24 protein-coding genes and 1 tRNA gene are annotated in these 25,664 nt (G+C 44.0%); 12 read left to right on the top strand and 13 right to left on the bottom strand.

Annotation, left to right across the window (positions count from 1 at the left end):
- Position 1: 1 nt before the first annotated feature.
- From EXT47_RS13060 to lolB, 7 genes are all read right to left on the bottom strand, one after another.
- Positions 2-75: transfer RNA gene (locus tag EXT47_RS13060), tRNA-Met, on the bottom strand.
- A 310-nt stretch (positions 76-385) separates the two neighbouring features.
- A complete protein-coding gene (gene ychF / locus EXT47_RS13055; RefSeq protein WP_010370435.1) occupies positions 386-1,477 on the bottom strand; it encodes a redox-regulated ATPase YchF in 1,092 nt (363 codons plus the stop codon).
- Between the two features lie 96 nt (positions 1,478-1,573).
- A complete protein-coding gene (gene pth, locus EXT47_RS13050) occupies positions 1,574-2,158 on the bottom strand; it encodes an aminoacyl-tRNA hydrolase (RefSeq protein ID WP_010607356.1) in 585 nt (194 codons plus the stop codon).
- A gap of 19 nt (positions 2,159-2,177) precedes the next feature.
- Complete coding sequence (locus tag EXT47_RS13045) at positions 2,178-2,786, bottom strand: 50S ribosomal protein L25/general stress protein Ctc (protein WP_017217941.1); 609 nt, start codon at positions 2,784-2,786, stop codon at positions 2,178-2,180.
- A gap of 161 nt (positions 2,787-2,947) precedes the next feature.
- The gene (locus EXT47_RS13040) at positions 2,948-3,895 is read right to left on the bottom strand and encodes a ribose-phosphate pyrophosphokinase (protein ID WP_010370444.1); all 948 of its coding nucleotides are present in this window, start codon (positions 3,893-3,895) and stop codon (positions 2,948-2,950) included.
- Between the two features lie 93 nt (positions 3,896-3,988).
- On the bottom strand, positions 3,989-4,837 hold the full coding sequence (ispE, locus tag EXT47_RS13035) for a 4-(cytidine 5'-diphospho)-2-C-methyl-D-erythritol kinase (protein ID WP_130126785.1): 849 nt from the start codon (positions 4,835-4,837) through the stop codon (positions 3,989-3,991).
- Entirely contained in the window at positions 4,834-5,418 is a 585-nt protein-coding gene (gene lolB / locus EXT47_RS13030) for a lipoprotein insertase outer membrane protein LolB (protein ID WP_157234650.1), read from the bottom strand. Before lolB ends, ispE begins: the two co-directional genes overlap by 4 nt.
- Before the next feature lie 83 nt (positions 5,419-5,501).
- On the opposite strand from lolB, the gene hemA reads away from it, so the two are divergent.
- The 12 genes from hemA to rlmM all read left to right on the top strand — a co-directional run bounded on the left by hemA (position 5,502) and on the right by rlmM (position 16,922).
- Positions 5,502-6,758: a glutamyl-tRNA reductase gene (gene hemA / locus EXT47_RS13025; protein ID WP_069022217.1), complete on the top strand. Its 1,257-nt coding sequence runs from the start codon at positions 5,502-5,504 to the stop codon at positions 6,756-6,758.
- 7 nt (positions 6,759-6,765) lie between these two features.
- Entirely contained in the window at positions 6,766-7,854 is a 1,089-nt protein-coding gene (prfA, locus tag EXT47_RS13020; RefSeq protein ID WP_010607352.1) for a peptide chain release factor 1, read from the top strand.
- On the top strand, positions 7,854-8,696 hold the full coding sequence (gene prmC / locus EXT47_RS13015; RefSeq protein WP_130126784.1) for a peptide chain release factor N(5)-glutamine methyltransferase: 843 nt from the start codon (positions 7,854-7,856) through the stop codon (positions 8,694-8,696). Before prfA ends, prmC begins: the two co-directional genes overlap by 1 nt.
- 47 nt (positions 8,697-8,743) lie before the next feature.
- A complete protein-coding gene (locus EXT47_RS13010) occupies positions 8,744-10,285 on the top strand; it encodes a response regulator (RefSeq protein ID WP_069022213.1) in 1,542 nt (513 codons plus the stop codon).
- A gap of 8 nt (positions 10,286-10,293) precedes the next feature.
- Positions 10,294-10,668, top strand: a complete 375-nt coding sequence (locus EXT47_RS13005; RefSeq protein WP_029215915.1) for a SirB2 family protein — start codon at positions 10,294-10,296, stop codon at positions 10,666-10,668.
- A 149-nt stretch (positions 10,669-10,817) separates the two neighbouring features.
- Complete coding sequence (locus EXT47_RS13000; protein WP_017217935.1) at positions 10,818-11,684, top strand: tetratricopeptide repeat protein; 867 nt, start codon at positions 10,818-10,820, stop codon at positions 11,682-11,684.
- Between the two features lie 36 nt (positions 11,685-11,720).
- Positions 11,721-12,971 (top strand): DUF819 domain-containing protein, encoded by a 1,251-nt coding sequence (locus EXT47_RS12995; RefSeq protein ID WP_010607347.1) that lies wholly within the window; start codon positions 11,721-11,723, stop codon positions 12,969-12,971.
- A 10-nt stretch (positions 12,972-12,981) separates the two neighbouring features.
- A complete protein-coding gene (kdsA, locus tag EXT47_RS12990) occupies positions 12,982-13,836 on the top strand; it encodes a 3-deoxy-8-phosphooctulonate synthase (RefSeq protein WP_010370475.1) in 855 nt (284 codons plus the stop codon).
- An 85-nt stretch (positions 13,837-13,921) separates the two neighbouring features.
- A complete protein-coding gene (locus EXT47_RS12985) occupies positions 13,922-14,827 on the top strand; it encodes a transcriptional regulator GcvA (protein ID WP_010370478.1) in 906 nt (301 codons plus the stop codon).
- Positions 14,824-15,462 carry an alpha/beta family hydrolase gene (locus EXT47_RS12980; protein ID WP_130126783.1) on the top strand — a complete coding sequence of 213 codons (639 nt, stop codon included), beginning with the start codon at positions 14,824-14,826 and terminating at the stop codon, positions 15,460-15,462. Before EXT47_RS12985 ends, EXT47_RS12980 begins: the two co-directional genes overlap by 4 nt.
- Positions 15,455-15,823: a DUF423 domain-containing protein gene (locus EXT47_RS12975; RefSeq protein ID WP_130126782.1), complete on the top strand. Its 369-nt coding sequence runs from the start codon at positions 15,455-15,457 to the stop codon at positions 15,821-15,823. The genes EXT47_RS12980 and EXT47_RS12975 overlap by 8 nt, the downstream gene beginning before the upstream one ends.
- 13 nt (positions 15,824-15,836) lie before the next feature.
- On the top strand, positions 15,837-16,922 hold the full coding sequence (gene rlmM, locus EXT47_RS12970) for a 23S rRNA (cytidine(2498)-2'-O)-methyltransferase RlmM (protein ID WP_010607344.1): 1,086 nt from the start codon (positions 15,837-15,839) through the stop codon (positions 16,920-16,922).
- A gap of 287 nt (positions 16,923-17,209) precedes the next feature.
- On the opposite strand, the gene pilB is transcribed toward rlmM, so the two are convergent.
- The 6 genes from pilB to nadC all read right to left on the bottom strand — a co-directional run bounded on the left by pilB (position 17,210) and on the right by nadC (position 23,897).
- Positions 17,210-18,886: a type IV-A pilus assembly ATPase PilB gene (gene pilB, locus EXT47_RS12965; protein ID WP_010607343.1), complete on the bottom strand. Its 1,677-nt coding sequence runs from the start codon at positions 18,884-18,886 to the stop codon at positions 17,210-17,212.
- 109 nt (positions 18,887-18,995) lie between these two features.
- Entirely contained in the window at positions 18,996-19,625 is a 630-nt protein-coding gene (gene coaE / locus EXT47_RS12960) for a dephospho-CoA kinase (RefSeq protein ID WP_130126781.1), read from the bottom strand.
- A gap of 9 nt (positions 19,626-19,634) precedes the next feature.
- Positions 19,635-20,513, bottom strand: coding sequence for an A24 family peptidase (locus EXT47_RS12955; RefSeq protein ID WP_130126780.1), 879 nt, complete (start codon positions 20,511-20,513; stop codon positions 19,635-19,637).
- Between the two features lie 133 nt (positions 20,514-20,646).
- Positions 20,647-21,876 carry a type II secretion system F family protein gene (locus EXT47_RS12950; RefSeq protein ID WP_130126779.1) on the bottom strand — a complete coding sequence of 410 codons (1,230 nt, stop codon included), beginning with the start codon at positions 21,874-21,876 and terminating at the stop codon, positions 20,647-20,649.
- A 61-nt stretch (positions 21,877-21,937) separates the two neighbouring features.
- Positions 21,938-22,396, bottom strand: coding sequence for a prepilin-type N-terminal cleavage/methylation domain-containing protein (locus tag EXT47_RS12945; protein WP_130126778.1), 459 nt, complete (start codon positions 22,394-22,396; stop codon positions 21,938-21,940).
- 658 nt (positions 22,397-23,054) lie between these two features.
- A complete protein-coding gene (gene nadC, locus EXT47_RS12940) occupies positions 23,055-23,897 on the bottom strand; it encodes a carboxylating nicotinate-nucleotide diphosphorylase (RefSeq protein ID WP_130126786.1) in 843 nt (280 codons plus the stop codon).
- Positions 23,898-25,664 lie beyond the last annotated feature (1,767 nt).

Here is a 25,664-nt window from a genome sequence, read left to right as displayed (position 1 = left end):
GTGGCTATGCCCTGATTTGAACAGGGGACCCCATCATTATGAGTGATGTGCTCTAACCAGCTGAGCTACATAGCCATCTCTTTAACTTCTCATCATCGCTGATGCGGGGCGTATTATGCGTATATGCCCCCAAGCCGTCAACACCTTTTTTGCAAAAAATCTGCTAACACAGTTTGTTTGCAGATAAATTAAGCGAAACGGCTTGTTTTTATATCAAATCATGCGGGGCAATTGCAAATTTTTAACAAAACCTGTGAATTTTTATTCCTTTGAAGTCTATAACTTACTCTGAAGAGCAAGGTACTTATTTGATTAAAAAGCAGAGTTGATAAAACTAAAAAGGAGCCGAAGCTCCTTTTATTGAAATAGCGTGTAGTAACTATGGTTACACGTTAAATAAGAAGTTCATCACATCGCCATCTTTCACGATGTATTCTTTACCTTCTTGACGCATTTTACCTGCGTCTTTCGCACCAGATTCACCACGGAACTCGATATAATCATCAAAGCCGATAGTCTGTGCACGAATAAAACCACGTTCAAAGTCTGTGTGGATTTTACCAGCAGCTTGAGGTGCTGTCGCGCCAACAGGGATAGTCCATGCACGTACTTCTTTTACGCCAGCTGTAAAGTAAGTTTGCAGTTTCAACAACTCATAACCACCACGGATCACGCGGTTTAGGCCTGGCTCTTCTAAGCCTAAGTCATCCATAAACTCTTTCTTATCTTCTTCTTCAAGTTCAGAAAGTTCAGCCTCAATTGCTGCACATACAGGGATCACAACCGCGTCTTCTGCAGCTGCAATTTCACGTACTTTGTCTAGGAATGGGTTGTTTTCAAAGCCATCTTCGTTAACATTGGCGATGTACATAGTTGGCTTGATCGTTAAAAAGTTTAGGTAGCTTATTGCTGCCGCTTCTTCTTTATTTAGCTCAAGGGAGCGAAGCGTTAAGCCTTCGTCCAAGTGCGCTTTTACTTTTTCAAGTACAACTAGTTCAAATTTCGCGTCTTTATCGCCGCCTTTCGCTTTCTTTGCGTTACGTAAAACCGCGCGATCAGCAGTATCCATGTCTGCAAGTACCAGCTCAGTGTTGATAACATCAATGTCTTCAGCAGGATCGATTTGACCAGCAACGTGAACGATATTTTCATTTTCAAAACAGCGAACTACGTGACCGATAGCATCCGTTTCACGGATGTTTGCCAAAAATTGGTTACCTAAACCTTCGCCTTTTGATGCGCCTTTTACCAAACCGGCGATATCCACAAACTCCATTGAAGTTGGGATAGTACGCTGAGGGTTTACAATTTCAGCTAGCTGGTCAAGACGAGCATCTGGTACTGGTACTACACCGGTATTCGGTTCGATAGTACAGAAAGGAAAGTTTGCGGCCTCAATGCCCGCTTTAGTCAACGCATTAAATAAAGTAGATTTACCTACGTTAGGTAAACCAACAATGCCACATTTAAAACCCATAGTGTTTATTCCTAAATTTCTACCGTATTATCTCAAGCACGCATCATGGCGAACGAGAAGCTTAGGTATTACTCAATCAATCGCAGCAGTGAACTGTTACGGTTTAAATGAATGTAGTCGATTTTGCGCTTTTAACACACCGTCTTTTGCGAGTATTTCCATACATCGGACTGCTTCATCCACAGCAGCATCAATTTTCTCTTGATCAGCTTGTGGTGCTTTGCCTAAAACCCACCCTGTGACTTTGTCTCTGTGTCCTGGGTGACCAATACCAACACGCAATCGCATAAATTCTTTGTTATTTGCCATTTTAGCGATTATGTCTTTTAAGCCATTATGACCGCCGTGACCACCACCTTTTTTGAGTTTGGCGATACCGGGTTCTAAATCCATTTCATCGTGAGCAACAAGAATACTCTCGACGGGGATTTTATAAAAATTGGCAAGACTCGCGACCGCTTTACCACTTAAGTTCATATAAGTCGTAGGGATCAGCAATTTAAACTCTTGATTATTGATGAGCACTTTGCCGGTGAGGCCGTGATGTTTAGCGTCTGGTTTTAGGAGGCAGTTGTATCTTCTGGCTAGTTCTTCGATAAACCAAGCGCCAGCGTTATGACGGGTGTTTGCGTATTCGGGGCCTGGATTAGCCAGGCCCACAAGCATTTGAATATTATTCAAGGTGTTAACACCTGAACAATTACTCAGCTGCGTCTTCAGCAGACTCTTCAGCAGGAGCTGCTTTAGGAGCGTTTACTGAAACAACTGCTTGGTCGTGATCTGCACCTTTAGCAAGTTCAACTGAAACAACGCCAGCTGGAAGCTTGATATCAGATAGGTGTAGAGTTGCGCCAACAGCTAGAGTCGCTACGTCAACTTCGATGAACTCAGGAAGTCTTGCAGGAAGACAAGTGATTTCAATTTCAGTTAGTTGGTGAACGATAGTGTTGCCACCTTTAGTTGCTTTCTCTTCGTTGATGAAGTGAACAGGAACTTTAGTGTGAAGCTTTTGAGAAGCATCAACGCGTTGGAAGTCTAAGTGAGTGATCTTAGGCTTGTACGGGTGACGTTGCATATCTTTAAGAATTGCTTCAACAGACTCACCGCCAATGTTTAGCGTTAGGATGTGAGTGTAGAAACCTTCGTCTTCTTGCGCTTTCAATACTTTGTTGTGATCAAGAGTTAGTGAAACTGCATCTTTACCAGCACCGTATAGGATTGCAGGAACTTTGTCAGCGCGACGTAGGCGGCGGCTCGCACCAGTACCCAGGTCAGAACGTACTTCAGCGTCTAATTTGTATACAGACATGGATGTCTCCAAAATAATTTAAGTTAATGTGTCAGAGAGCTCGCGACCAAGCTCCCTGCCTAAAAAAGGCGCGCTAATATACCACTAACGCACTTGCAATGAAACCTATAAAACAAAAAAAGCACCAGAGGTGCTTTTTGGCTAATCAGTTTTGGTGCCGATTAGTGTTGAAACATCGCAGAGATTGACTCTTCGTTGCTGATACGGCGGATAGTTTCGGCCATCATATCTGCAAGTGTTAGTACTTTGATGTTATCAAGCGCTTTCAATTCATCAGAAAGTGGAATTGAGTCAGTCACGATAACTTCATCGATAACTGAGTTGCGTAGGTTTTCCGCAGCATTGCCCGAAAGTACTGGGTGGGTTGCGTAAGCGAATACGCGTTTTGCACCGTGCTCTTTAAGTGCTGCTGCTGCTTTACATAAAGTACCGCCTGTATCTATCATGTCATCGACAATGATACAGTCACGACCAGCAACATCACCAATGATGTGCATAACTTGAGAAACGTTAGCCTGTGGACGACGCTTATCAATGATCGCTAGGTCTTTATCATCTAACAGTTTTGCAATCGCACGAGCACGAACCACACCACCGATATCAGGTGAAACTACTACTACATCTTCGAACTTACGCTCTTTCATGTCTTCGATTAGCACTGGGCTACCGAATACATTGTCAACAGGTACGTCGAAGAAGCCTTGGATTTGTTCTGCGTGTAGGTCAACGGTAAGAACACGGTCAACACCTACGCTTGAAAGGAAGTCTGCAACAACTTTAGCAGTAATTGGAACACGAGCAGAGCGCACACGGCGGTCTTGACGTGCGTAACCGAAATAAGGAATAACGGCTGTGATACGACCAGCAGATGCACGACGTAGCGCATCAACCATGACGATTAACTCCATTAAATTATCATTTGTAGGAGCACATGTTGATTGGATGATGAATACATCTGAACCACGAACGTTTTCGTTGATTTGAACGCTAATTTCACCGTCGCTAAAACGGCCAACAACGGCATCACCTAACTCAATAAACAAACGTTTTGCAACTTTTTGAGCTAGCTCAGGTGTTGCGTTACCAGCGAAGAGCTTCATGTCGGGCACGGTAGGGTTCCTCAGGCACTGAATTTTTTTGGACTAACATGCAATGACCATGAAATAAAAAAGTCAAAACAAGCTAACTTAAACAATTTACTTCTAGTTTTGCCAAGCGCGCAATTGTCGATGACAAATTGACTCACTTGTATTTTGGGCAATAAAGCCCTGCCAAGATGAAGGTAGAGTTTCGAGCACACGCAGCGCTGCCTCACGATTTTCAAACTCCGCGAAACAACAAGCTCCAGTACCAGTCATTTTGGTTGGTGCATATTTTAGCAACCACGCGAGGGTCTTTTCAACCTCGGGGTAAAGCTTTTTGACAAGAGTTTGACAGTCGTTGCCCGTATCCGAGAGTTTCCAACCGCTTTTTAGCTTAGGCGTATTGCGCGGTAAGTCTGGGTGAGTAAAGACTAACGCGGTGCTGACATGAACGGGTGGGGCAACCACCAAATACCATTTTTGTGCGATGTCAATTGGCTTAAGTTGCTCGCCAACGCCGTGGGCTACAGCTGTTTTACCTTCAACAAAAACAGGTACATCGGCGCCTAGCTGCAGACCGAGTTTTGCAAGTTCTGGGATAGTAAGCTGACATTGCCACAGCGTATTGAGTGCCAATAAAGTCGTGGCAGCATCGGATGAACCACCACCAACACCTCCACCCATGGGAAGCTGTTTATTTAAGTGAATGTCGACACCTGCAGCAATTTTTTTATAGGGCTCAAGAATTTTGGCGGCTTTATAAATGAGGTTATCTTCGAGTGGAATACCTGCGGTGTCACCACAAATGACGATTTCTTGCTGGTTACTGGTTAGCGTAAATGCTAATTCATCACCAAAATCTAAGAAAGTAAATAAAGTTTCTAATTCATGGTAGCCGTCTTCTCGACGGCCATTGATATGCAAAAAAAGATTTAATTTTGCCGGTGCGCTTAGCGTCAATGTCTTCATTTAAACTGCCATGAAGTGATTAATACTTTGACCTCAATATTGGTCGATGAGAGTTTCATGCGGCTAGGCAGCCACATTCCGTCTTGCATTTTATATTGTTGATAGGTGATTTGCCACACTCGGCCTGATGGGCTTTGCCACTGTGCATTGCTTATTCTGCCAAGATCATCAAGTTCACTGGCTGGTGCTTCAACTAAGCCTGTTAGCCATTGAGGGGCTTGATTGACCGGAAGAGAGAGACCACTTAAACGCTTAACCAAATCGCTACTGTCCATGCCTTTATGGACATTGTCTTCAAAGGTCAGCTCTGAATGTGTGTCTAATTCTTCTAGTTCGAATATGCGGGTGCCAACAAAGCTGGTTAAAATCAGATTTTGTTTATCTTCTTTTAAATACCAATTAAAGTTAGCTGATTGACGATTGTCTGGGGCAATAAATGCAAGTTTACCTCTCGCTTGCCAATTTTTTTGTTGTTTTAGTCTAGATTGCCAGTCTTGTGCTACGTTTTGCTGAGGTAATTGTTGCGCACAACCCGTTAAAATTAATAAAAATATGAGTAAAATCAAATGAAGTTGTCTCAAAGGCCTTTCCTTACTTTCCATATTCGATTGATTTTTGGTAAAATTGCCGGCTTTAAAGCAGGGCTCGAGCAATACTGGCATCTATGACCATCATCGCACTTGGTATCAATCATAAAACCGCGTCTGTAGAATTACGTGAAAAAGTGGCGTTTTCTCCAGAACAGCTTACAGAAGCATTGCACCAACTCCAACATTCTTCGCAGTTTAAAGAATCTGTGATTGTGTCGACCTGCAATCGAACCGAGATCTATTGTAGCCTTGAGTCTGCTGATCCCCAAGCACTACTCGGTTGGTTGTCAGATTTTCATAACATAGAGCAACGAGACTTAACAGAAAATGTCTATGTGCATATGAATCAGGATGCGGTGAACCATTTAATGCGAGTTGCCTGCGGTCTTGACTCATTGGTTTTAGGTGAGCCACAAATTCTTGGGCAAATTAAACAAGCTTTTAGTACAGCCAAACAGCACCATGCAATTCAGCCAACATTTGAGCGCTTATTCCAAAAGACTTTTTCGGTGGCGAAGCAAGTACGCACTGAGACCGATATTGGTGCAAGTGCTGTCTCAGTGGCGTATGCCGCTGTTAATTTAGCAAAGCATATTTATGGTCAATTGGATAAAACTCAGGTCTTGTTAATTGGTGCCGGTGAAACAATAGAGTTAGTTGCTAAACACTTATCGCAGCATAATCCAAAGTCAATCACAGTCGCGAACCGCACAATTGAGCGCGCACAAAACCTAGCAAAAGAAGTTGGCGGCAGTGTTATTTCACTGGCACAGTTGCCAGATGCGCTACCAAGTGCAGACATTGTTATTAGTTCAACTGCGAGCACCTTACCAATTATCGGTAAGGGAGTGGTCGAACAAGCGCTTAAAAAACGTCGCCATAAACCAATGTTATTTATCGATATTGCGGTGCCTCGCGATATCGAAAGCCAAGTGTCAGAGTTGGATGCCGCTTATCTTTATTCAGTTGATGACCTTCAGGCGATAGTCAATGAAAACTTGGCCAGTCGTGAACAAGCGGCCATTGAAGCGCAGCAGATCATCGATGTACGCACGCAAGAGTTTTCCGAGTGGCAACGTTCGCTGCATTCAGTGGATGTGATTAGGCAGTATCGCCAAAGCGCGCAAGAAATTAAAAATGAGCTCGTGGACAAAGCAATAAATCAGCTACAATCGGGCAAAGAAGCAGATAAAATTATTATTGAATTAGCAAATAAGCTGAGTAATCGACTAACACACGCACCAACACGCGCCATTCAAGAGGCTGCGAAAGAAGGCGATATAGATAAGTTAGCGCAACTCAAGCAAACATTAGGTATTGAGCAGGAATAACGTGTAAATGAAAGAGTCTGTATATCGTAAGTTAGAAACCTTAGTAGAGCGCTATGAAGAAGTTCAAGCGATGCTAAGCTCGCCTGAGGTGATTAGCGATCAGAACCGCTTTCGCGCCTTGTCAAAAGAGTTTTCAGAATTGGAAGACGTAGTTAAAGCGTTTACAGCCTACCAACAGGCTCAGGAAGACGTCGCAACTGCTGAAGAAATGCTAAAAGACTCAGATCCAGACATGCGTGAAATGGCACAGGAAGAGTATAAAGAAGCAAAAGCTGCCATTGCTGCGCTTGAAGATGACCTTCAAGTATTGATGTTACCAAAAGATCCAAAAGACAATAACAACGTATTCTTGGAAGTGCGTGCGGGAACCGGTGGTGATGAAGCCGCGATTTTCGCTGGCGATTTATTCCGTATGTATAGCCGCTATGCAGAAACGCAAAAGTGGCGTGTTGAAATCGTGAGCGCTAACGAAGGCGAGCACGGTGGCTATAAAGAAGTTATCGCTAATATTAGTGGCGATGGTGTTTATGGCAAACTTAAGTTTGAATCTGGCGCTCACCGTGTACAACGTGTGCCTGAAACCGAATCTCAAGGCCGTGTTCACACCTCTGCATGTACGGTTGCCGTGATGGCAGAGATCCCAGAAGCAGAAGCAATTGAAATTAATCCATCTGACCTAAAAGTGGATACTTTCCGTGCTTCGGGTGCCGGTGGTCAGCACGTAAACAAAACCGATTCTGCTATTCGTATCACTCACTTGCCGACAGGCGTTGTGGTTGAATGTCAGGACGAACGTTCACAACATAAAAACAGAGCGAAAGCGCTGTCTGTACTAAGTGCGCGCTTACAGCAAGCAGAAGATGAAAAACGTGCAGCGGCAGAAGCTTCTGAACGTCGTAATCTAGTAGGTAGCGGTGACCGCTCCGAGCGTATTCGTACTTACAACTTCCCGCAGGGCCGTATTACCGATCACCGTATCAACTTGACGCTATATCGCCTTAATGAAGTGATCTCTGGCGAGCTGGGTGCTGTTATCGATCCGCTGGTTATTGAATATCAGGCTGATCTACTAGCAGCAATGAGCGAAAGCGATTAATGCCAACACTTAACATTGCCCAAGCCGTTGCTTGGGCAACCTCTGAACTGTTACCACACTCCGAGTCAGCAAAGCTCGATAGCGAAGTGTTATTACTCCATGTTATCGATAAAAACCGCACTTATCTCTTTACTTGGCCCGAAGCTGAGCTTTCTACACTAGAGCAGCAGCGATTCGAAGAAAGTATCGCACGCCGTGTTACGGGAGAGCCAGTCGCACACATCACAGGTCAAAGAGAATTCTGGAGCCTGCCTTTAAAAGTCAACAACAGCACGCTTATTCCAAGGCCTGATACTGAGACTCTGGTTGAGCATGTTTTAACTCTCAGCATGCCAAATGACGCTCAGGTGCTAGACTTAGGCACAGGTACTGGCGCGATTGCACTGGCGTTGGCGAGTGAATATCCAGCTTGGCAAATCACCGCTGTAGATGCTTCAGTAGACGCCGTGGCGCTTGCAAAGTCTAATCAATCTCAGTTGGGCTTTAAAAACGTGTCGATTTTGCAAAGTGATTGGTTTAGTGCAGTTGCAGAGCAACATTTTGATTTGATTGTGAGTAATCCACCTTATATTGATGAAGCCGACCATCACTTATCACAAGGGGATGTGAGATTTGAACCGCTCAGCGCGCTGGTCGCGGATGACCATGGCTATGCGGATATTTTTCATATCATCAGGACGGCTAAGCTACATCTGAACTCGGGGGGATATTTGCTACTTGAACATGGTTTTGAGCAAGCAGATAAGATCCAACAGTTTTTTGCAGAAATGGCGTATATTAATATACTTACAATAAAAGATATGGCAGGGTGTGATAGAGTGACATTGGCAATGTTGCCGTAAAGTCACGAACTCACACGAAAGTTAGGCGCTTCAATAGGATCCGCAATATGGATGATTTTTTGTTTTCAGACGAACCCGCTGACGTAGTTGAACCTGAAAAAGTAGGCACTTGGAAGGTTATTATTGTCGATGATGAGCCCGAAGTGCATGCAGTGACAAAATTAGCACTGAGTGACTTTGAGTTTCAAAAAAAGCGTCTGGAATTTATTAGCGCTTATTCGGGTGAAGAAGCAAAGAAAATCGTCGATGCCAATCCCGATGCTGCGGTGGTATTGCTGGATGTTGTCATGGAAACCGACGATGCTGGTTTGCAGGTCGCAAAATACATTCGTGAAACCGCCAAAAACAATCATATCCGTATCATTTTAAGAACTGGTCAGCCGGGCCAAGCGCCTGAGCGCCAAGTTATCGTGAACTACGATATCAACGACTATAAGTCAAAAACAGAACTCACCGCGCAAAAGCTCTTTACTGTCGTCATGTCGAGTTTACGTTCATATCGTGACATTCTCGCCATCGATCAATCAAGACAAGGGCTTGAGAAAATCATTAAAGCCTCCCGTGATATTTTTGCTACTCACTCAATTGAGAGTTTTATTGAGGGAGTGTTACAGCAACTCACTTCGCTGATAGGCACGGTCGACCAAGCCATGTATGCAACGTCACTTGCGGCGGGTAAAGAGCCAGGTCAAACGAACGATCAACTGGTTGTATTTGCGGGGCGTGGAGAGTTTGAAAGTAGCGAAGGTAAGCCGATTTCTGAAGTACTTAGCAGCGACCAAATGGATGCTTGCTTAAAAGCACTACAAGATAAAGACATTGTATATAAAGATAATTATCTATTCGCCTATTGCTCCAGTGACTATAACCACGCCTCAATGCTATTTGTGTCTGGTATTCCTGAGTTCTTAACCGAAACTCAGCGTCATTTAATTGATATTTTTGCTCAGAATATGCAATTGGCGTACGAAAATGTACAGCTACAAGCCGAGATTGAAGATACCCAGCAAGAATTGGTGATCCGTTTAAGTGAAGCGCTTGAGCTTCATTCCACCAATACCGGCAATCATGTTAAGCGCGTTGCATATCTTTGTCATACGCTTGCCAAAGAAATGGGTCTTTCTGATAAAGAAGCTGAGCTGGTGAAAATGGCGTCACCATTGCACGATGTGGGTAAAGTTGGAATTCCTGACGCGATTTTAAATAAGCCTAGCAAGCTGGATGACGAAGAGTGGAAAGTCATGCAAACCCATACAGACAAAGGCTTTGACTTGTTAAAAGATTCTCGCCGTGAGATTGTCAGTGCGGGCGCGTTAATCGCTCGAGACCACCATGAAAAATGGGATGGTAGCGGTTATCCGAAAGGTAAAAAAGGTGATGAAATACACCTTTATGGTCGCATCGTAGCACTAGCTGATGTGTATGATGCGTTACGCCATAAACGTTGCTACAAAGAGGCATGGAGCCAAGAAGAAGCGCAAAAAGAGATCACTGCGCAAAAGGGAAAACACTTTGACCCCAAACTCGTAGATGTATTCAACCGTTGTATTAATGAGTTAGAATTGATCCTACAACGTTTCCCTGATTAGAGAATAATATGGATTACATGGCGTTAAAACATACGCACTTACTATTTGTGGTATTGAGCATAGTGCTATTTTACACTCGCGCGTTTTCGCGTTTGGGCTCTGGTAAATTAGCAACAAACAAAGGCGTGTTTATTACCAGCCACAGTGTAGACACTTTGTTGTTAGTTACAGCAGTTATTTTGGCGGTAACGGCAGGGCTCAATCCTGCACAACAACCTTGGCTACTACAAAAAATCGTATTGGTGTTTGGTTATATTGCGCTGGGTTTTGTAATTGCAAAAGCAAGTGTTAAAAAGACCAAATATTTGGCGCTAGGCGCTGCAACATTGGTACTAATGGCCATCGCGCATCTCGCCGTAAGCAAGCAAGGCTTCTTTGCTTAAGCATTTCAATTGGCGCTTGGTTTATCACCGAGCGCTTCTATATCTCCATAATAAGTAAACATTTTTACTATTTCAGCGAACGATAGATTGGTATTACTAAATTTCCCCCCTTGGGAATATGACAAAAAGTGGTAAACTAGTCGTTCTAAATGAAAGCAATTCAAGAGAAACCGAATTCTATGAAGAATGATATCTGGTTAGATGAGAATGACTTATCTCTCGATGACAATTCAGATGCATTTTCCTATCCGCCATTGATCCGTTGTATCAAGGCTGAGCAAAGTTGGGATGCACAAGCTGACACCAATGAAACTTTGTGTCAGTTAGCAGAGCTTGAATTTGCCGTGGATGAAATTCGCCATAAGCATACAAACAATCATAAATGTTTGGATGAAATCTTAGACGCTTTTTATACCTTGTGGCTATTCAGTGGCAGCAGTCAAAAGGTGCCTGAATATAAGCTCAATAGCGTTTGTTATGCACTTTCTATGCGCAGTGGTACCAATACCGCACTGGGTCTTGTCTTAGTGCATCTGCTTGAACGAGCGAAATTAGAGGCAAGCCTTGCTCTAAGCCAAGGGGAGATTGTCGTGCACGTCGCTTTTAGCGAAGAAGAAGGTTATGTCATTGAACCAAGTTCAGGCCACCAGAGCTGGTACATAATTCCAGAAAACGAAAACAATCAAGACAAAGAGCAAGAAAAAGACCAAGAGCCGATGGAGCTTATTTTTAACGAAGAGTCGTTAAAGCTTTATTTGTCTCAGCAAAAGTGGGCGTTTATTGCCGCAGAAAAGTTTGGTCACGCGTTAAGTTGCGTTGAGCAATTGATGGATATCTTAGGCGATGATCCTTATGAACGTCGTGATAGAGGCTATCTACTCAACCAATTAAATTGTCCGAAGATGGCAAAAGACGACTTACAATTTTTTGTTGATGAATGTCCGGACGACCCAACCATTGAAGTGATCCAGCATCAGATCAAAGAGTTGGCCGATCATAATAATATTTTGCATTAAAAATAGTTATATAAAAAATAATAACAGCGAGGATTTATGGAGCAAAGCGCTGCGCTCGTTACCAATAACGCGGTAATTATGGGCCTATTGGCCGTTATTCTGGGATTTGTTTTTTACACATCGAGTCAAAAAAGCGGAGTTTGGGCAAAGTTTTACAAGTACGTGCCGGCGCTGTTGATGTGTTATTTCTTACCATCTCTGTTAAATACCTTTGGTATCGTTGATGGCAACAATAACGATGTTTACACGGTAGCAAAGTATTATCTGTTACCCGCTTGTTTGGTGTTATTGACACTGAGTATTGACCTAAAATCGATAGCGGCCTTGGGTAAAAAGGCGATTATCATGTTCCTAACGGGAACGGTGGGTGTGGTGATTGGTGGCCCAATTGCGCTTTTACTTACTGCTACCTTTATGCCTGAGCTACTTGGTGTAACTGGCCCAGAAGCTGTATGGCGTGGTATGGCCGCGCTTGCAGGAAGCTGGATTGGTGGCGGTGCCAATATGGTGGCGATGAAAGAGATTTACGGCGCAGGTGGAGAAATTTTCACCATCATGGTAACGGTTGATATTGTTGTCGCAAACTTGTGGATGGCGTGCTTGCTCTATATGGCGGCGCGCAATAAAGAAATTGATGCGCGAACAGGGGCGGATACTTCTTCAATCAACCGCCTAATTGACAAAGTACAAGCATTTGAAGCCGAGCACGCAAGAAAACCCGAGCTCAAAGATTTGATGATCCTAGTTGGTTTTGCTTTTGGTGCAACGGGGCTTGCGCATTTTGCTGCGGACTTACTGGTGCCATTTTTTAGTAGTAACTACCCAGAGCTGAAGAAGTTCTCTCTTCACAGCAAACTGTTTTGGATCATTGTCCTCGTTACAACCATAGGTCTAGCACTTTCGTTTACCAAAGCACGTCAATATGAAGCGGTTGGCGCGTCAAAAATTGGCTCGAGCTTTTTATATATTTTAGTAGCAACCATTGGTCTACACATGGATATCACCAAAATTGTTGAGGCGCCTAAATACGTTGTTATTGGTGTTATTTGGATGGCCGTGCATGTTGGTTTGTTATTTATCGTTGCTAAATTAATTAAAGCACCTGTGTTTTATGTTGCCGTGGGCAGTAAAGCAAACATTGGTGGTGCGGCATCTGCGCCGGTGGTGGCCTCGGCGTTCCACCCAGCGCTTGCTCCGGTCGGTGTGTTACTGGCGGTGCTTGGTTATGCCCTTGGTACTTATATGGCTTGGTTATGCGGACAATTGCTTCGTGTAATAGGCAGCTAAAGGATAAAAAATGAATACAGATATTATTAACGTTGCGGGACGAGAAGTTGCAAACGATAAGCCGTTTGTACTGTTCGGTGGAATGAATGTGCTTGAGTCTCGTGACTTAGCAATGCAAATCGCAGAGCATTACGTTGAGGTCACAAGTAAACTTGGGATCCCATACGTATTTAAAGCGTCATTTGATAAAGCCAATCGCTCGTCAATTAACTCTTACCGTGGCCCAGGCATGGAAGAAGGCTTAAAGATTTTTGAAGAAATCAAAAAGACCTTTAATGTACCGGTTATCACCGATGTGCATGAGCCATTCCAAGCAAAACCCGTTGCGGAAGTTGCTGATGTGATCCAGTTACCTGCGTTTCTTGCCCGTCAAACTGACTTAGTTGTCGCTATGGCAGAAACTGGCGCGGTGATCAACGTGAAAAAACCACAGTTTTTAGCGCCACATGAAATGCGTCATATCATTAAGAAAATCAATGAAGCGGGCAATGACAAAGTTATCCTCTGTGAACGCGGCAGCAGCTTTGGTTATAACAACCTGATCGTAGATATGCTGGGCATGGATGATATGAAGCGTATGGCTCCTGTTATTTTTGATGCGACACATGCGCTACAGCGTCCAGGTGGTCGTAGCGACTCTGCCGATGGCCGCCGTGCTCAGGCTGCTGAACTTGCTCGTAGCGGTATGGCACTTGGGTTAGCTGGACTTTTTATTGAAGCGCATCCGAATCCAAATGAAGCTAAGTGTGATGGTCCTTGTGCATTGCCATTGGCTAAACTTGAAGGCTACCTACAACAGATGAAAGCGGTAGATGAGCTAGTTAAGAGTTTTGCGCCACTGGACACCAGCGCAGCTGATTTATAATCTATACCCAAGCGACCTCATAATTAGATGTTGTTTGGGGATTTTACTTGCCCGCGGTTAGCGGGTTTTTTATAGGCATGAATGAATGTCACGACGAGTTCCACCATTAAATGCATTAAAAGCCTTTGAGGCGGCGGCACGACACCTGAGCTTTACCAAAGCGGCGGAGGAGTTGTACGTCACTCAAGCTGCGGTTAGTCATCAAATTAAAATCTTAGAAGAACATCTAGGTTTAAAACTGTTTTTGCGCAAAAATCGCTCCTTACTATTAACTGAGGAAGGGCAGGGCTATTACCTCGATATTAAAGATATTTTTTCACAATTAATCGATGCGACTGAAAAGCTCCTAGCGCGAGGCGCAAAAGGGTCGTTAACGGTGAGTTTGACGCCGAGCTTTGCAATTCAATGGTTAGTACCAAGGCTGAGTAATTTTAATGAGTTGCACCCTGAAATCGACGTACGGATCAAAGCCCAAGATCACGACGATAATTCGTTAACGGATGACGTTGATGTCGCGATTTACTACGGTCGTGGTAACTGGAATGGGGTGCAAACCCATAAGCTACATACCGAGTACTTTGTGCCATTATGTAGTCCATTTTTGTTAACTGGCCCCAAACCGCTCAATCAGCCAAGCGACCTTGCGCAACATACTTTACTCCATGACACCACGCGTCGCGCTTGGAAGGCATGGATGAAAACCGCTGGGGTCAGAAATGTGGCGGTAAATACCGGGCCTATCTTCAGTCACTCTTCTATGGTGTTACAGGCAGCAATTCACGGCCAAGGCGTGGCGCTGGGCAATAGCGTACTGGCAAGGCCGGATATAGATGCAGGGCGACTGGTTATTCCGTTTAGTCACCACCTCGAAAGTAAAAATGCCTATTATTTGGTATTTAGAGAGTCGCAGTCAGAGCTGGGTAAAATAGTTTCATTCAAAGAATGGATGCTCGGTATGGTAGAACACGAACAAGAGTTAAATAGTTTATGAGCGCAGTAAATATTGAATGGCACTATGCTGAAAACCCAGTTGCACAGTTTATTTTTGCCCATGGTGCAGGCGCAGGAAGCGATAGCGATTTTATGCAAGAAATGGCTAAATTGCTTGCTTCTAAGGGCGTTCAAGTTGGACTCTTTGACTTTGAATATATGCAGCAAGCCAAACAAGAAGGGAAAAAACGCCCACCAGAGCGTGCCCCTAAGCTACTCGCGTATTTTCAGCAAGTATTGGCAGCAGCAGAGCCAAGTTTACCGCTCTTTATTGGTGGTAAATCAATGGGCGGGCGTATGGCATCTATGCTGGCCTGTGAAACCAACGTAAAAGTAGAAGGGGTACTTGCGTTTGGTTACCCATTCCACCCGCCTGGTAAGCCGGAAAAGCTCAGAGTGGACCATTTTCCTGAGTTGAAATGCCCGCTGCTCATTTTACAAGGCGAACGTGATACCTTTGGCAATCGTACAGAGGTTGATGCCATGTGCTTTCCAGAGCAAGTCATGGTGAAATGGCTCAAAGATGGCGACCATTCACTCAAGCCTCGTAAAGTGAGTGGTGTAAGCGAGTCAGAGAGCCGCGCGAATGCTGCCGTGATAGCGGCGAATTTTATTAAGGAGCGCTGTCATGGCTAAGCTCTACTTGATCATTGGCAGCGTGTTTTGTTTATTGTCTGTGGCATTGGGCGCGTTTGCCGCTCACGGTCTCAAAGGACGTTTGAACGACTACGCCATTGGTATTTTTAATACGGCGTCACAGTACCAAATGACTCACGGCCTTGCCATTATTGCCACCGCGTTTTTAATCAAATGGGGCCTCAAGGTGCAAGTTGCTGGCGGTTTCTTTATTGCTGGTGTACTGCTATTTAGTGGTAGTTTGTACTTACTTGCCTTAACAGGTATGAAATGGCTAGGGCCAATCACCCCAATCGGTGGTACCTGTTTTTTAATTGCTTGGATTTTATTGATAGTTCAAGCTGCTAAATCTTCCTTTTAATCTAGAGAATCTAATGTCGAGTATCGTTATCTATTGTCGCGGTGGTTTTGAAAGTGACGCCGCAGCCGAAATTAATCATTATGCTGCAAAGCATGGAATTGCAGGCTACGTAAAAGCTAAGCCGAATACTGCTTTTGTAACATTTGAGTGTTTTTCGCCAAATGATGCTGAGACCTTAGCGAAAAAAATCGACTTTAAGAAACTGGTGTTTGCAAGGCAGTGGTTTGTTGGTACTTTGCATACCCATATGCCGATTGAAGACAGAGTGAGCGTGATAAAAGCGGCAGTGGAAGGCTTTCCTTTGTGTGGTGAGCTGCGCGTTGAAACGCCAGATACTAACGAAGGAAAGGAACTTTCTAAATTCTGCAAAAAGTTTTCAACGCCTTTGTCTAAGGCACTCGAGAAGCAAAACAAGCTGACTCGTGAGCTAAAACCTACCAAGCCTGTATTACACGTATTGTTTCTTGCCAATAACACCGCTTATGTCGGTTATTCGTTTAGTGATAACAATTCGCCATTCTTTATGGGGATCCCGCGTCTGAGAATGCCATCGGACGCACCAAGCCGCTCGACGCTAAAATTAGACGAGGCATTCCATGTCTTTGTGCCTAAAGATCAGCAAGAGACACGTGTGCGTGCGGGGATGCGAGCCGTTGATTTAGGTGCTTGTCCTGGTGGTTGGACATACCAACTCGTACGCCGTGGCATGTTTGTCGCCTCAATCGATAATGGCCCGATGAATGATGACCTGATGGAAACGGGACAAGTGAAGCACTATCGTGAAGATGGATTCAAATATCGCCCAGAAAAACGCAATATTGATTGGCTGGTGTGTGATATGGTCGAAAAGCCAACGCGTGTTGCTGATCTGATGGTGGACTGGGTGGTGAATGCGTTTGCTCGAGAGCTGATCTTTAACTTAAAGCTACCGATGAAAAAACGCTTCGATAGCGTGTATGAATGTCTTACGCTTATCCATGAAGAGCTGCAAAAGTACAATGTGGATTATGAGATCCAAGCAAAGCACCTATATCATGACCGTGAGGAAGTCACGGTACATATTAATGTGCTTAAAGTGCCGCAAAATTTGTATAGCTGATTTGTAGGAGCGATTTCACATCGCGATCTTTTTTATCAAGCTTGCCGCATACAGCAGCTCTTACATAGATGTTAGATTATTTGTAGGAGCGATTTCACATCGCGATATTTTTCATCAATCTCGCCGCGTAAAGCGGCTCCCACGCGGGTGTTATCTTAGTTGTAGGAGCGATTTCACATCGCGATCTTTTTTATCAAGCTCGCCGCGTAAAGCGCCTCCCACAGGGAGGTGTGATTATTTGTAGGAGCGATTTTACATCGCGATCTTTTTGTCTTAATCAATCAGTCTTAATAGCTTGTTACGCGGTTGATTTCTGTAAGCGATGTCACCCCTGCGGCGGCTTTTTTCAGGCCAGACTTACGTAAGTTATCAAAACCTAACTGCTCTGCTTTTTCGGCAATCTCAAGAGAATTGCCGCCTTCCATGATCAGGTGCGAAAGCTCTGGCGTGATTTTTACCACTTCATATATACCCACACGGCCTTTGTAACCATCGGTGCAGTTTTCACAGCCTTTAGGCGCAAAAAGGGTAATCTCTTTAATTTGCTCGGCAGTAAAGCCTTGCCCTAACAAGGCTTCTTCCGGCAGCGTTTCAGGTGTTTTACACTTAGGGCAAAGGCGTCTTGCGAGACGCTGAGCAATAATCAAACTCACCGAGCTTGCTACGTTGTATGCCGGCACGCCCATGTTTAATAGACGGGTGAGCGTTTCAGGCGCAGAATTGGTGTGCAGCGTACTCAATACTAAGTGACCGGTTTGGGCGGCTTTTATCGAGATCTCAGCGGTTTCAAGGTCACGGATCTCACCAACCATCACCACATCCGGATCCTGACGCAAAAATGCTCTCAAGGCATTGGCGAAGGTCATATCCGCTTTGGTATTGATTTGTACTTGGTTAATACCCTCAAGGTTTATTTCGACAGGGTCTTCCGCTGTGCTGATATTGCGCTCTGGCTGATTAAGAATATTCAAGCCAGTGTAAAGTGACACGGTTTTACCGGAACCCGTTGGGCCGGTTACCAAAATCATGCCTTGAGGCTGCTCTAGTGCGTCGAGGTAAAGCTGCTTTTGCTCAGGTTCATAACCTAGCACGTCAATGCCGAGCATGGCGCTGGACGAATCTAGAATACGCATTACGATTTTCTCGCCCCACATGGTAGGCAGCGTACTCACACGAAAGTCGATACTTTTGCGCTCGGAAATCTTTAATTTAATACGGCCATCTTGCGGTTTGCGTTTTTCCGCTATGTCTAAGTGTGCCATCACTTTGATACGGGCGGCGAGGCGAGTAGCCAGTGTGTTTGGTGGACTTGCCATCTCATGCAGCAGGCCATCGATACGAAAACGCACGCGGTATTTTTTTTCGTAGGGCTCAAAGTGCAGATCCGACGCGCCTTTTTTTATCGCGTCCATTAAGATTTTATTGATATAAACGATGATTGGCGCATCGTCTTTATCTTCGTTGGTGTTTTGCTGTTTAGGCTCGTCATCAACTTCTAAGTCGGCAAATTCTTTAAATTCTTCTTCAGAGATCGAGAGACCGCCCGTTGCATCAAACAGCTGATCAATCTTTGCTTCGAGCTTTTTGTAGTCGGCGACTAAGACTTCACACTGTAATCCAGTACTAAACTCAAAGTTCTCAAATGCGCCAAAATCAGTAGGATCGGAAGCCGCTACATAGAGTTTTCTACCTTTTTGTACCAGCGGTAAAATATGGTGCTTACGGATCAGCTTTTCTTTGACTAGCGCCGGTGGAATTTCACTAACGTTAAAGTGATCAAGATTAAAAAAGGGCACCTTGAATAAGTCTAGGCATTCTTCAGCTAGCTCTTTGGAGCTCATTCCTGAACTTAGGCAAATCAACTCGGCGGTGGTGTTTGCTTCTGACTGGCGAGACTTTATTTGCTCAGCAGTAACTCGCCCTAAGGTAATAAATTTACGCAGTAGCGGGGAATGATGTTCCATAGTACCTCTTTGCCTTCACATTGAATGCATATTCAATATTTATCATTAAGTTGGAAAAATGCCAAGCTATCACTGTGAGTGTAGATTAAGTTTTACAGCCAAGTCTAGCCTAATTATTTAGTCTTACTTTCACTTTTGCTAGATTGATAAACTCATTGTGTAATCTATCTGTCTCTTGCAGGCTTTCAACTAGCGGTTGGTCGTTGTCTAATATGTAGTCCGCTTTTGCTTGTTTATCTGAGCGCGGTAACTGCGACTCGATAATACGGTTTACTTGCGCTGCATCTACCGAATCACGGCTGATTGTTCTCGCGATTTGCGTATCAACGGCGACATCAACAAGTAAAGTGGCGTCGCAGTAGCGCTCTAAACCATTTTCGAACAGCAGAGGCGCCGCTAAAACCACGTAATCGCTTTGCGCTGCGTTTAACTGCGTGAGTATTTCATTACGGATAAGCGGGTGAAGTAGCTCATTAAGCCACTGTTTTTTATCGGCATCAGCAAAAATAATGGCTCTTAACTTAGCCCTGTCTAAGTTGCCGTCAGGCTGTAAAATGGCACTGCCAAACTCATCAGTAATTGCTTGTAGCCCAGTGCTGCCTAGTGCGACTACTTCTCGTGCAACGATATCGGCGTCAACAACCACTATCCCTTTTTGCTGCAAGTGGTTAGTGATGGCCGTTTTACCTGCACCAATACCGCCCGTCACCCCTAAAATCCAATTATTCATTTTTAGCATTGTCTTACTTTACATTATTAAGTTTACGTACCACAGCTGCAGCTGCTCGCCGTACATTAAGGTGATCCAGCCTGCGATGGCTAAGTAAGGGCCAAATGGGATTGGGGTGGCTTTATCTCTGCCTTGAACACTTAATTGGATGCTACCAATAATTGCCCCGACCAGGCTTGAAAGTAGCACTATGGTTAGAATTGCTTGCCAGCCCATCAATGCCCCAAAGATGGCTAGCAGTTTAAAGTCGCCATAGCCCATGCCTTCTTTACCTGTGAGTAATTTAAAGAGCCAATACACGCTCCATAAACTCAAATAACCAACCGCTGCACCGATAATGGCACTATTAGGTTCGATGCCAACACCAAAACAACTGGCAACCAGTACTAACCATAAGGTTGGTAGCGTTAACTGATCAGGCAGTAACATTTCGTCGATATCGATAACCGTAAGTGCGACTAATACCCAAGTAATCAAAATATATAGAGTGGCTTCTAAAGTGGCACCAAAATACCACGCAACCCATATGGAGAGTAGGGCGGTTGTTAGCTCTACCAAAGGATAGCGTACAGAGATTGACGCGTCGCAGTGGTTGCATTTGCCTTTTAATAATAGCCAGCTGATCAGTGGAATGTTTTGCCACGCTCTAATCGGCGCTTTGCAGCTCGGGCAATGAGAATTTGGTTTTACTAAATTAAATACGGGGGCTTCAGTGGTTTGTTTGGGTAGCTCATCAGCGAGCAACACGCGACATTCTGATTGCCAGCTCTGCTTCATCATTTTAGGTAAGCGAAGAATAACCACATTGAGAAAGCTACCGATGCAAAGACTGACGAGTCCGACGGTGAGTAACCAATACCATAACTGTGTTTGCATCAAGTTGATAATATCTTGCATAAGTTGGGCGCTTGCTTATATTTTTTGTTTAAATTACCGAGGCATGCTCGGTATAGGTTTTTGCAGTTTACCACACAGCACTATTGAGAGGCACAGCACTGCACCTCTTAATAGTGTAATTTTGTGAACAAAATTAAATAACAGAACCCAGTTGGAATATCGGTAAGTACATGGCAATAATAAGGCCACCTATCAGTACGCCGAGTACCACCATAATTAATGGTTCTAATAGGCTAGATAGGCCATCCACCGCATCATCGACTTCTTGCTCATAAATGTTGGCAACCTTTGCCAGCATGCCATCTAGAGAACCAGATTCTTCACCAATAGACACCATTTGCACTACCATATCAGGGAAGACTTTGGTGTTATGCATAGCCCAGTGCATTTGGTTACCCGAGTTAACCTCTGCTTTAATCTCTTTAATTGCGTTTTTGTAAATAATATTGCCTGATGCACCTGCAGCAGAATCGAGTGCATCACCAAGTGGAACACCTGCGGCAAAGGTGGTCGAAAGGGTACGAGCATAACGTGCTACTGCGGCTTTTTTAAGGATCTCGCCAATCACTGGAATACGTAAAACCATACGATCGTTAAAATGCTTTACCGCAGCACTGCGAATAAGCATTTCTTTATAGGTATAACCAAAAAGGCCAATACCAAGCACAAATACCCACCAGTATTCCTGCATAAATTCGGAAATCGCGATAACCATCAACGTAAAAGCGGGAAGCTCAGCGCCAAAACCGTTAAATATATCCTGAAACTGAGGTACGACAAAAATTAATAAAATTGAAGTAACAATTAACGCGACAACAATCACAGCAACTGGATAAAAAAGCGCTTTTTTGATTTTAGACTTTAACGCTTCCGTTTTTTCTTTATAGAGTGCTATGCGGTCAAATATGGTATCAAGTGCACCAGACTGTTCCCCCGAATGGACAAGGTCACAATAGAGTTCATCAAAATATCGAGGATAAGCGCGAAGTGTTTTAGCTAAGGGTTGCCCTGCTTTTACTTCATCAGCTATATGTCTGATTAGTTTCGCGAGACTTTTATTTTTGATACCGTGAGCTAACATTTCTAGTGTTTGCACTAGAGAAACACCAGCCATTAACATGGTAGCAATTTGCCGGGTTGTTGTTGCTATATCAACGGATTTTATTTTTTGCGTTCCAGAAAAGCCAAACAGAGGTTTCGGCTTACGCTTCACTTTGGATGGTGTTATACCTTGCTTACGCAATTGTGCTTTGACTAAAGCTACACTCTGGCCGGTCATTTCGCCATTGAGCTTTTTGCCTCGACTATTAAAGCCAGCCCAAATAAAGGTATCAAGGTTTGATTCGTTTTTTTTTGATTTCATTTCATTAGAATTAAAGAAGGTATAGCTTTAAAAGTCTAGCTATACCTCGCTATAACAGATATTAAGAAACTGTTCCAGTACAAGTACCTGGTAACCAATTTAGTTTGTTTGCGGCATCAACAGTAGCTGTACAGCGCCACCCAAATACACTAAAAGATGTAGCAAATGAATCTGAGTCAGCTGGGGTATCTGCAGCGGTCAATGGTGTTAGGACTAGAGAAATACCTGACATATCACCTTGACCCGTAACTGTAATCGCTCCTCCTGAATCTACCGCCGTTGCGGAGACATATTGAGATGCAGCATCTCCTGTAGAGCATGAAGTTGGTGCTGTGCCTAACTGTGCCCTTTCTTCAATACATGCTTTCGGCATACTAGTTGCAGCCAGTAATTCTGAAGCTTTCGCACGGTTCACATAATCAGTGTAAGCAGGTAAAGCAATAGCTGCAAGAATACCGATGATTGCGATAACAATCATTAGTTCGATTAGGGTAAAACCACCCTGTTGTTTTTGAGTCATGATGTGTCTCCTAAATTTTAAGTGACTTAACCATAATAGGTTTAAGTTAAGCGTTTATTAAAACCTTTGCAATAATTACCAATCCATCGAATCAACAAACTGGTGTGCTCAAATTTACTTAACGGCGACCAAGAGGATGAAACAAACACATCGTTCCAAGTCTCTATAAGCTAGACCCGTTAAATTTGTGACCGGTCCCTAATCAACTAAGAGTGTAGCACCGATTTAGTTTCAGCGATCACAATTAACATTTACTTTAATAGTAAACACTGATGCCTACAATCAAATTTTAATAATAAATTATTGATTCTCTTGCGATAGCGCAAGCTTTCCTAATATCGGTTCAAAAAACGAACGGAATTAATCGTTACTGAACATTAAGATCTTGTTACACTCTAGTTCTTTTGTCGTATTTAACGGGTTTTAAGTAGGTTTGTCAACGAAATAGAAAACTTTCTCTATTACGGAGGGTTACAGAGTGAGTGCAACACTATTTGCTGGTACAAAGTGGTATTCTTTTTAAAAATGAAAATCTGATATCTTAAGGAGCGGAAAAATCAGCTGAGGTGAGTGATTTACTGGTTACTTGATAGCACTATAAAAAAGAAAGGGCCCGGCAATGAGCCCTATCAGAGCGCTTTTTTAAATTTAGCGAAAGTTATTCGAAGCGCATCGACAGGTCGATGCTTTGTACATGTTTGGTCAGTGCGCCGCTTGAAATAAAATCAACACCGGCTTGTGCGTAAGTCGTCAAAATTTCAATGGTCATATTACCAGAGACTTCCAGCTTGGCTTTGCCTTGGGTGATTTCAACCGCTTGTTGAATTTCACTTACGCTGAAGTTGTCCAGCATAATAATATCGCTGCCAGCATCTAAGGCTTGTTGTAATTCGCCTAGGTTTTCTACTTCAACTTCTACCGGCTTGTCTGGGTGGTTATTACGCGCAGTCGCAACGGCTTTGGCGATACTGCCACAGGCGGCAATGTGGTTTTCTTTAATAAGATACGCGTCGAAGAGGCCAATTCTGTGATTTTTACCACCGCCACATTTAACGGCGTATTTTTGTAGTGCTCTTAATCCTGGGATGGTTTTACGTGTATCCAGCAGTTTAGTTTGCGTACCACTTAAAATCTCAACATATTTTGCTGTGGTGGTTGCCGTGCCCGATAGCGTTTGTACAAAGTTAAGCGCCGTGCGCTCTGCGGTTAGAATCGCTCTCGCTGAGCCGCTTGCGGTGAACAAACGGGTGTTGGCGGTGACAAAGTCGCCGTCGTTCACAAGTACGTTGACGCTAACACTTGGGTCAACTTGTTGAAAAACTTCTTCGATTAACGCCTTGCCAACGAACACACAATCTTCCCTTGTGATCACATAGGCATTTGCTTGCTGCGTTTCTGGGATAAGGGCTGCGGTAATATCACCTTCGTTTGGTGTTTGATAATTAAGGTCTTCGTCTAGCGCCTGCTTTACCATTTGGCTGATAAGGTTTTGGTCAATCATAGGTTGTCTTTTCATTTTTTCTGCAATGGCCGAATTTTACGCGCGTTTGCCTAGGAGTACAATTGATGGAGAAGAATTCACGAAATTTGGCGAGGTGGCTTTTATTTCGCGGGGTAAACCCGCTGCTACGTGTATGGATTGCATGCTGTGACTTTATGCCGAATCGTTGTTTATTTTCGTAGCAGCGACTTTATGTCGCGACGGTGTGTTTGAAGTGCAAAGGCTTGTTTGTAAAGAATGAGTTGATGGCTAAAACGGAGGTCGCGGGGTAAACCCGCTGCTACGTGTATGCGTTGTTTGCTGTGATTTGATGTCGAACGGGTATGTGTTTTCGTAGCAGCGACTTTATGTCGCGAAAGTGTGTTTGAAATGCAAAGCCTTGTTTGTAAAGAATGAGTTGATGGCTAAAACTGAGGTCGCGGGGTAAACCCGCTGCTACGTGTATGTGTTGTTTGCTGTGAATTTACGTCGAAACCAATATGTATTTTCGTAGCAGCGACTTTATGTCGCGACAGTGTATTTGAAGTGCAAAGGCTTGTTTGTAAAGAATGAGTTGACGGGTAAAACGGAGGTCGCGGGATAAACCCGCTGCTACGTGTATGCGTTGTTTGCTGTGATTTGATGCCGAATCGTTGTTTATTTTCGTAGCAGCGACTTTATGTCGCGACAGAGTATTTGAAATGCAAAGCCTTGTTTGTGGAGATTGGGGTGATGGCTACTACAGAGGTCGCGGGGTAAACCCGCTGCTACGATTATGTATTGCTTGCTGTGACTTTATGTCGAAACCAATGTGTATTTTTGTAGCAGCGACTTTATGTCGCGACAGAGTATTTGAAATACAAAGCCGTGTTTGTAAAGAATGAGTTGACGGCTAAAACGGAGGTCGCGGGGTAAACCCGCTGCTACGTGTATGTGTTGTTTGCTGTGAATTTACGTCGAAACCAATATGTATTTTCGTAGCAGCGACTTTATGTCGCGACGGTGTGTTTGAAATGCAAAGGCTTGTTTGTAGAGAATGAGTTGATGGCTAAAACGGAGGTCGCGGGGTAAACCCGCTGCTACGTGTATGCGTTGTTTGCTGTGATTTGATGTTGAACCCTTGTGTGTTTTGTAGCAGCGACTTTATGTCGCGACGGGGTCTTTGAAATACAAAGCCGTGCTTGTAGAGAATGAGTTGATGGCTAAAACGATGGTCGCGGGGTAAACCCGCAGCTACGTGTATGTGTTGCTTGCTGTGATTTGATGTTGAACCCTTGTGTGTTTCGTAGCAGCGACTTTATGTCGCGACGGTGTGTTTGAAGTGCAAAGGCTTGTTTGTAAAGAATGAGTTGACGGCTAAAACTGAGGTCGCGGTGTAAACCCGCTGCTACGTGTATGCGTTTTTTGCTGTGACTTTACGTCGAAACCAATATGTATTTTCGTAGCAGCGACTTTATGTCGCGACGGTGTGTTTGAAATGCAAAGGCTTGTTTGTAGAGAATGAGTTGATGGCCAAAACGGAGGTCGCGGGGTAAACCCGCTGCTACGTGTATGCGTTGTTTGCTGTGACTTTACGTCGAAACCAATATGTATTTTCGTAGCAGCGACTTTATGTCGCGACGGTGTGTTTGAAGTGCAAAGGCTTGTTTGTAAAGAATGAGTTGACGGCTAAAACTGAGGTCGCGGTGTAAACCCGCTGCTACGTGTATGCGTTGTTTGCTGTGACTTTACGTCGAAACCAATATGTATTTTCGTAGCAGCGACTTTATGTCGCGACGGTGTGTTTGA

Origin of the sequence: Pseudoalteromonas sp. CO342X, from assembly GCF_004208915.1 — a bacterium.
Lineage (GTDB): Bacteria > Pseudomonadota > Gammaproteobacteria > Enterobacterales > Alteromonadaceae > Pseudoalteromonas > Pseudoalteromonas maricaloris.
The sequence above is the reverse complement of the archived record's forward strand: the minus strand, read 5'-3'. Positions and strand labels throughout refer to the sequence as shown.

Bases quoted from the DNA above. Each gene is read 5' to 3' on its own strand.
- prfA (WP_010607352.1), top strand. From the start codon at position 6,766: ATGAAAGAGTCTGTATATCGTAAGTTAGAAACCTTAGTAGAGCGCTAT.
- EXT47_RS12980 (WP_130126783.1), top strand. From the start codon at position 14,824: ATGAGCGCAGTAAATATTGAATGGCACTATGCTGAAAACCCAGTTGCA.
- coaE (WP_130126781.1), bottom strand. From the start codon at position 19,625: ATGCTAAAAATGAATAATTGGATTTTAGGGGTGACGGGCGGTATTGGT.
- EXT47_RS12950 (WP_130126779.1), bottom strand. From the start codon at position 21,876: ATGAAATCAAAAAAAAACGAATCAAACCTTGATACCTTTATTTGGGCT.
- EXT47_RS12985 (WP_010370478.1), top strand. From the start codon at position 13,922: ATGTCACGACGAGTTCCACCATTAAATGCATTAAAAGCCTTTGAGGCG.
- ispE (WP_130126785.1), bottom strand. From the start codon at position 4,837: ATGAAGACATTGACGCTAAGCGCACCGGCAAAATTAAATCTTTTTTTG.
- EXT47_RS12945 (WP_130126778.1), bottom strand. From the start codon at position 22,396: ATGACTCAAAAACAACAGGGTGGTTTTACCCTAATCGAACTAATGATT.
- EXT47_RS12975 (WP_130126782.1), top strand. From the start codon at position 15,455: ATGGCTAAGCTCTACTTGATCATTGGCAGCGTGTTTTGTTTATTGTCT.
- kdsA (WP_010370475.1), top strand. From the start codon at position 12,982: ATGAATACAGATATTATTAACGTTGCGGGACGAGAAGTTGCAAACGAT.
- EXT47_RS12995 (WP_010607347.1), top strand. From the start codon at position 11,721: ATGGAGCAAAGCGCTGCGCTCGTTACCAATAACGCGGTAATTATGGGC.
- pilB (WP_010607343.1), bottom strand. From the start codon at position 18,886: ATGGAACATCATTCCCCGCTACTGCGTAAATTTATTACCTTAGGGCGA.
- ychF (WP_010370435.1), bottom strand. From the start codon at position 1,477: ATGGGTTTTAAATGTGGCATTGTTGGTTTACCTAACGTAGGTAAATCT.
- EXT47_RS13010 (WP_069022213.1), top strand. From the start codon at position 8,744: ATGGATGATTTTTTGTTTTCAGACGAACCCGCTGACGTAGTTGAACCT.
- prmC (WP_130126784.1), top strand. From the start codon at position 7,854: ATGCCAACACTTAACATTGCCCAAGCCGTTGCTTGGGCAACCTCTGAA.
- EXT47_RS13045 (WP_017217941.1), bottom strand. From the start codon at position 2,786: ATGTCTGTATACAAATTAGACGCTGAAGTACGTTCTGACCTGGGTACT.
- nadC (WP_130126786.1), bottom strand. From the start codon at position 23,897: ATGATTGACCAAAACCTTATCAGCCAAATGGTAAAGCAGGCGCTAGAC.
- rlmM (WP_010607344.1), top strand. From the start codon at position 15,837: ATGTCGAGTATCGTTATCTATTGTCGCGGTGGTTTTGAAAGTGACGCC.
- EXT47_RS13000 (WP_017217935.1), top strand. From the start codon at position 10,818: ATGAAAGCAATTCAAGAGAAACCGAATTCTATGAAGAATGATATCTGG.
- EXT47_RS12955 (WP_130126780.1), bottom strand. From the start codon at position 20,513: ATGCAAGATATTATCAACTTGATGCAAACACAGTTATGGTATTGGTTA.
- hemA (WP_069022217.1), top strand. From the start codon at position 5,502: ATGACCATCATCGCACTTGGTATCAATCATAAAACCGCGTCTGTAGAA.
- EXT47_RS13005 (WP_029215915.1), top strand. From the start codon at position 10,294: ATGGATTACATGGCGTTAAAACATACGCACTTACTATTTGTGGTATTG.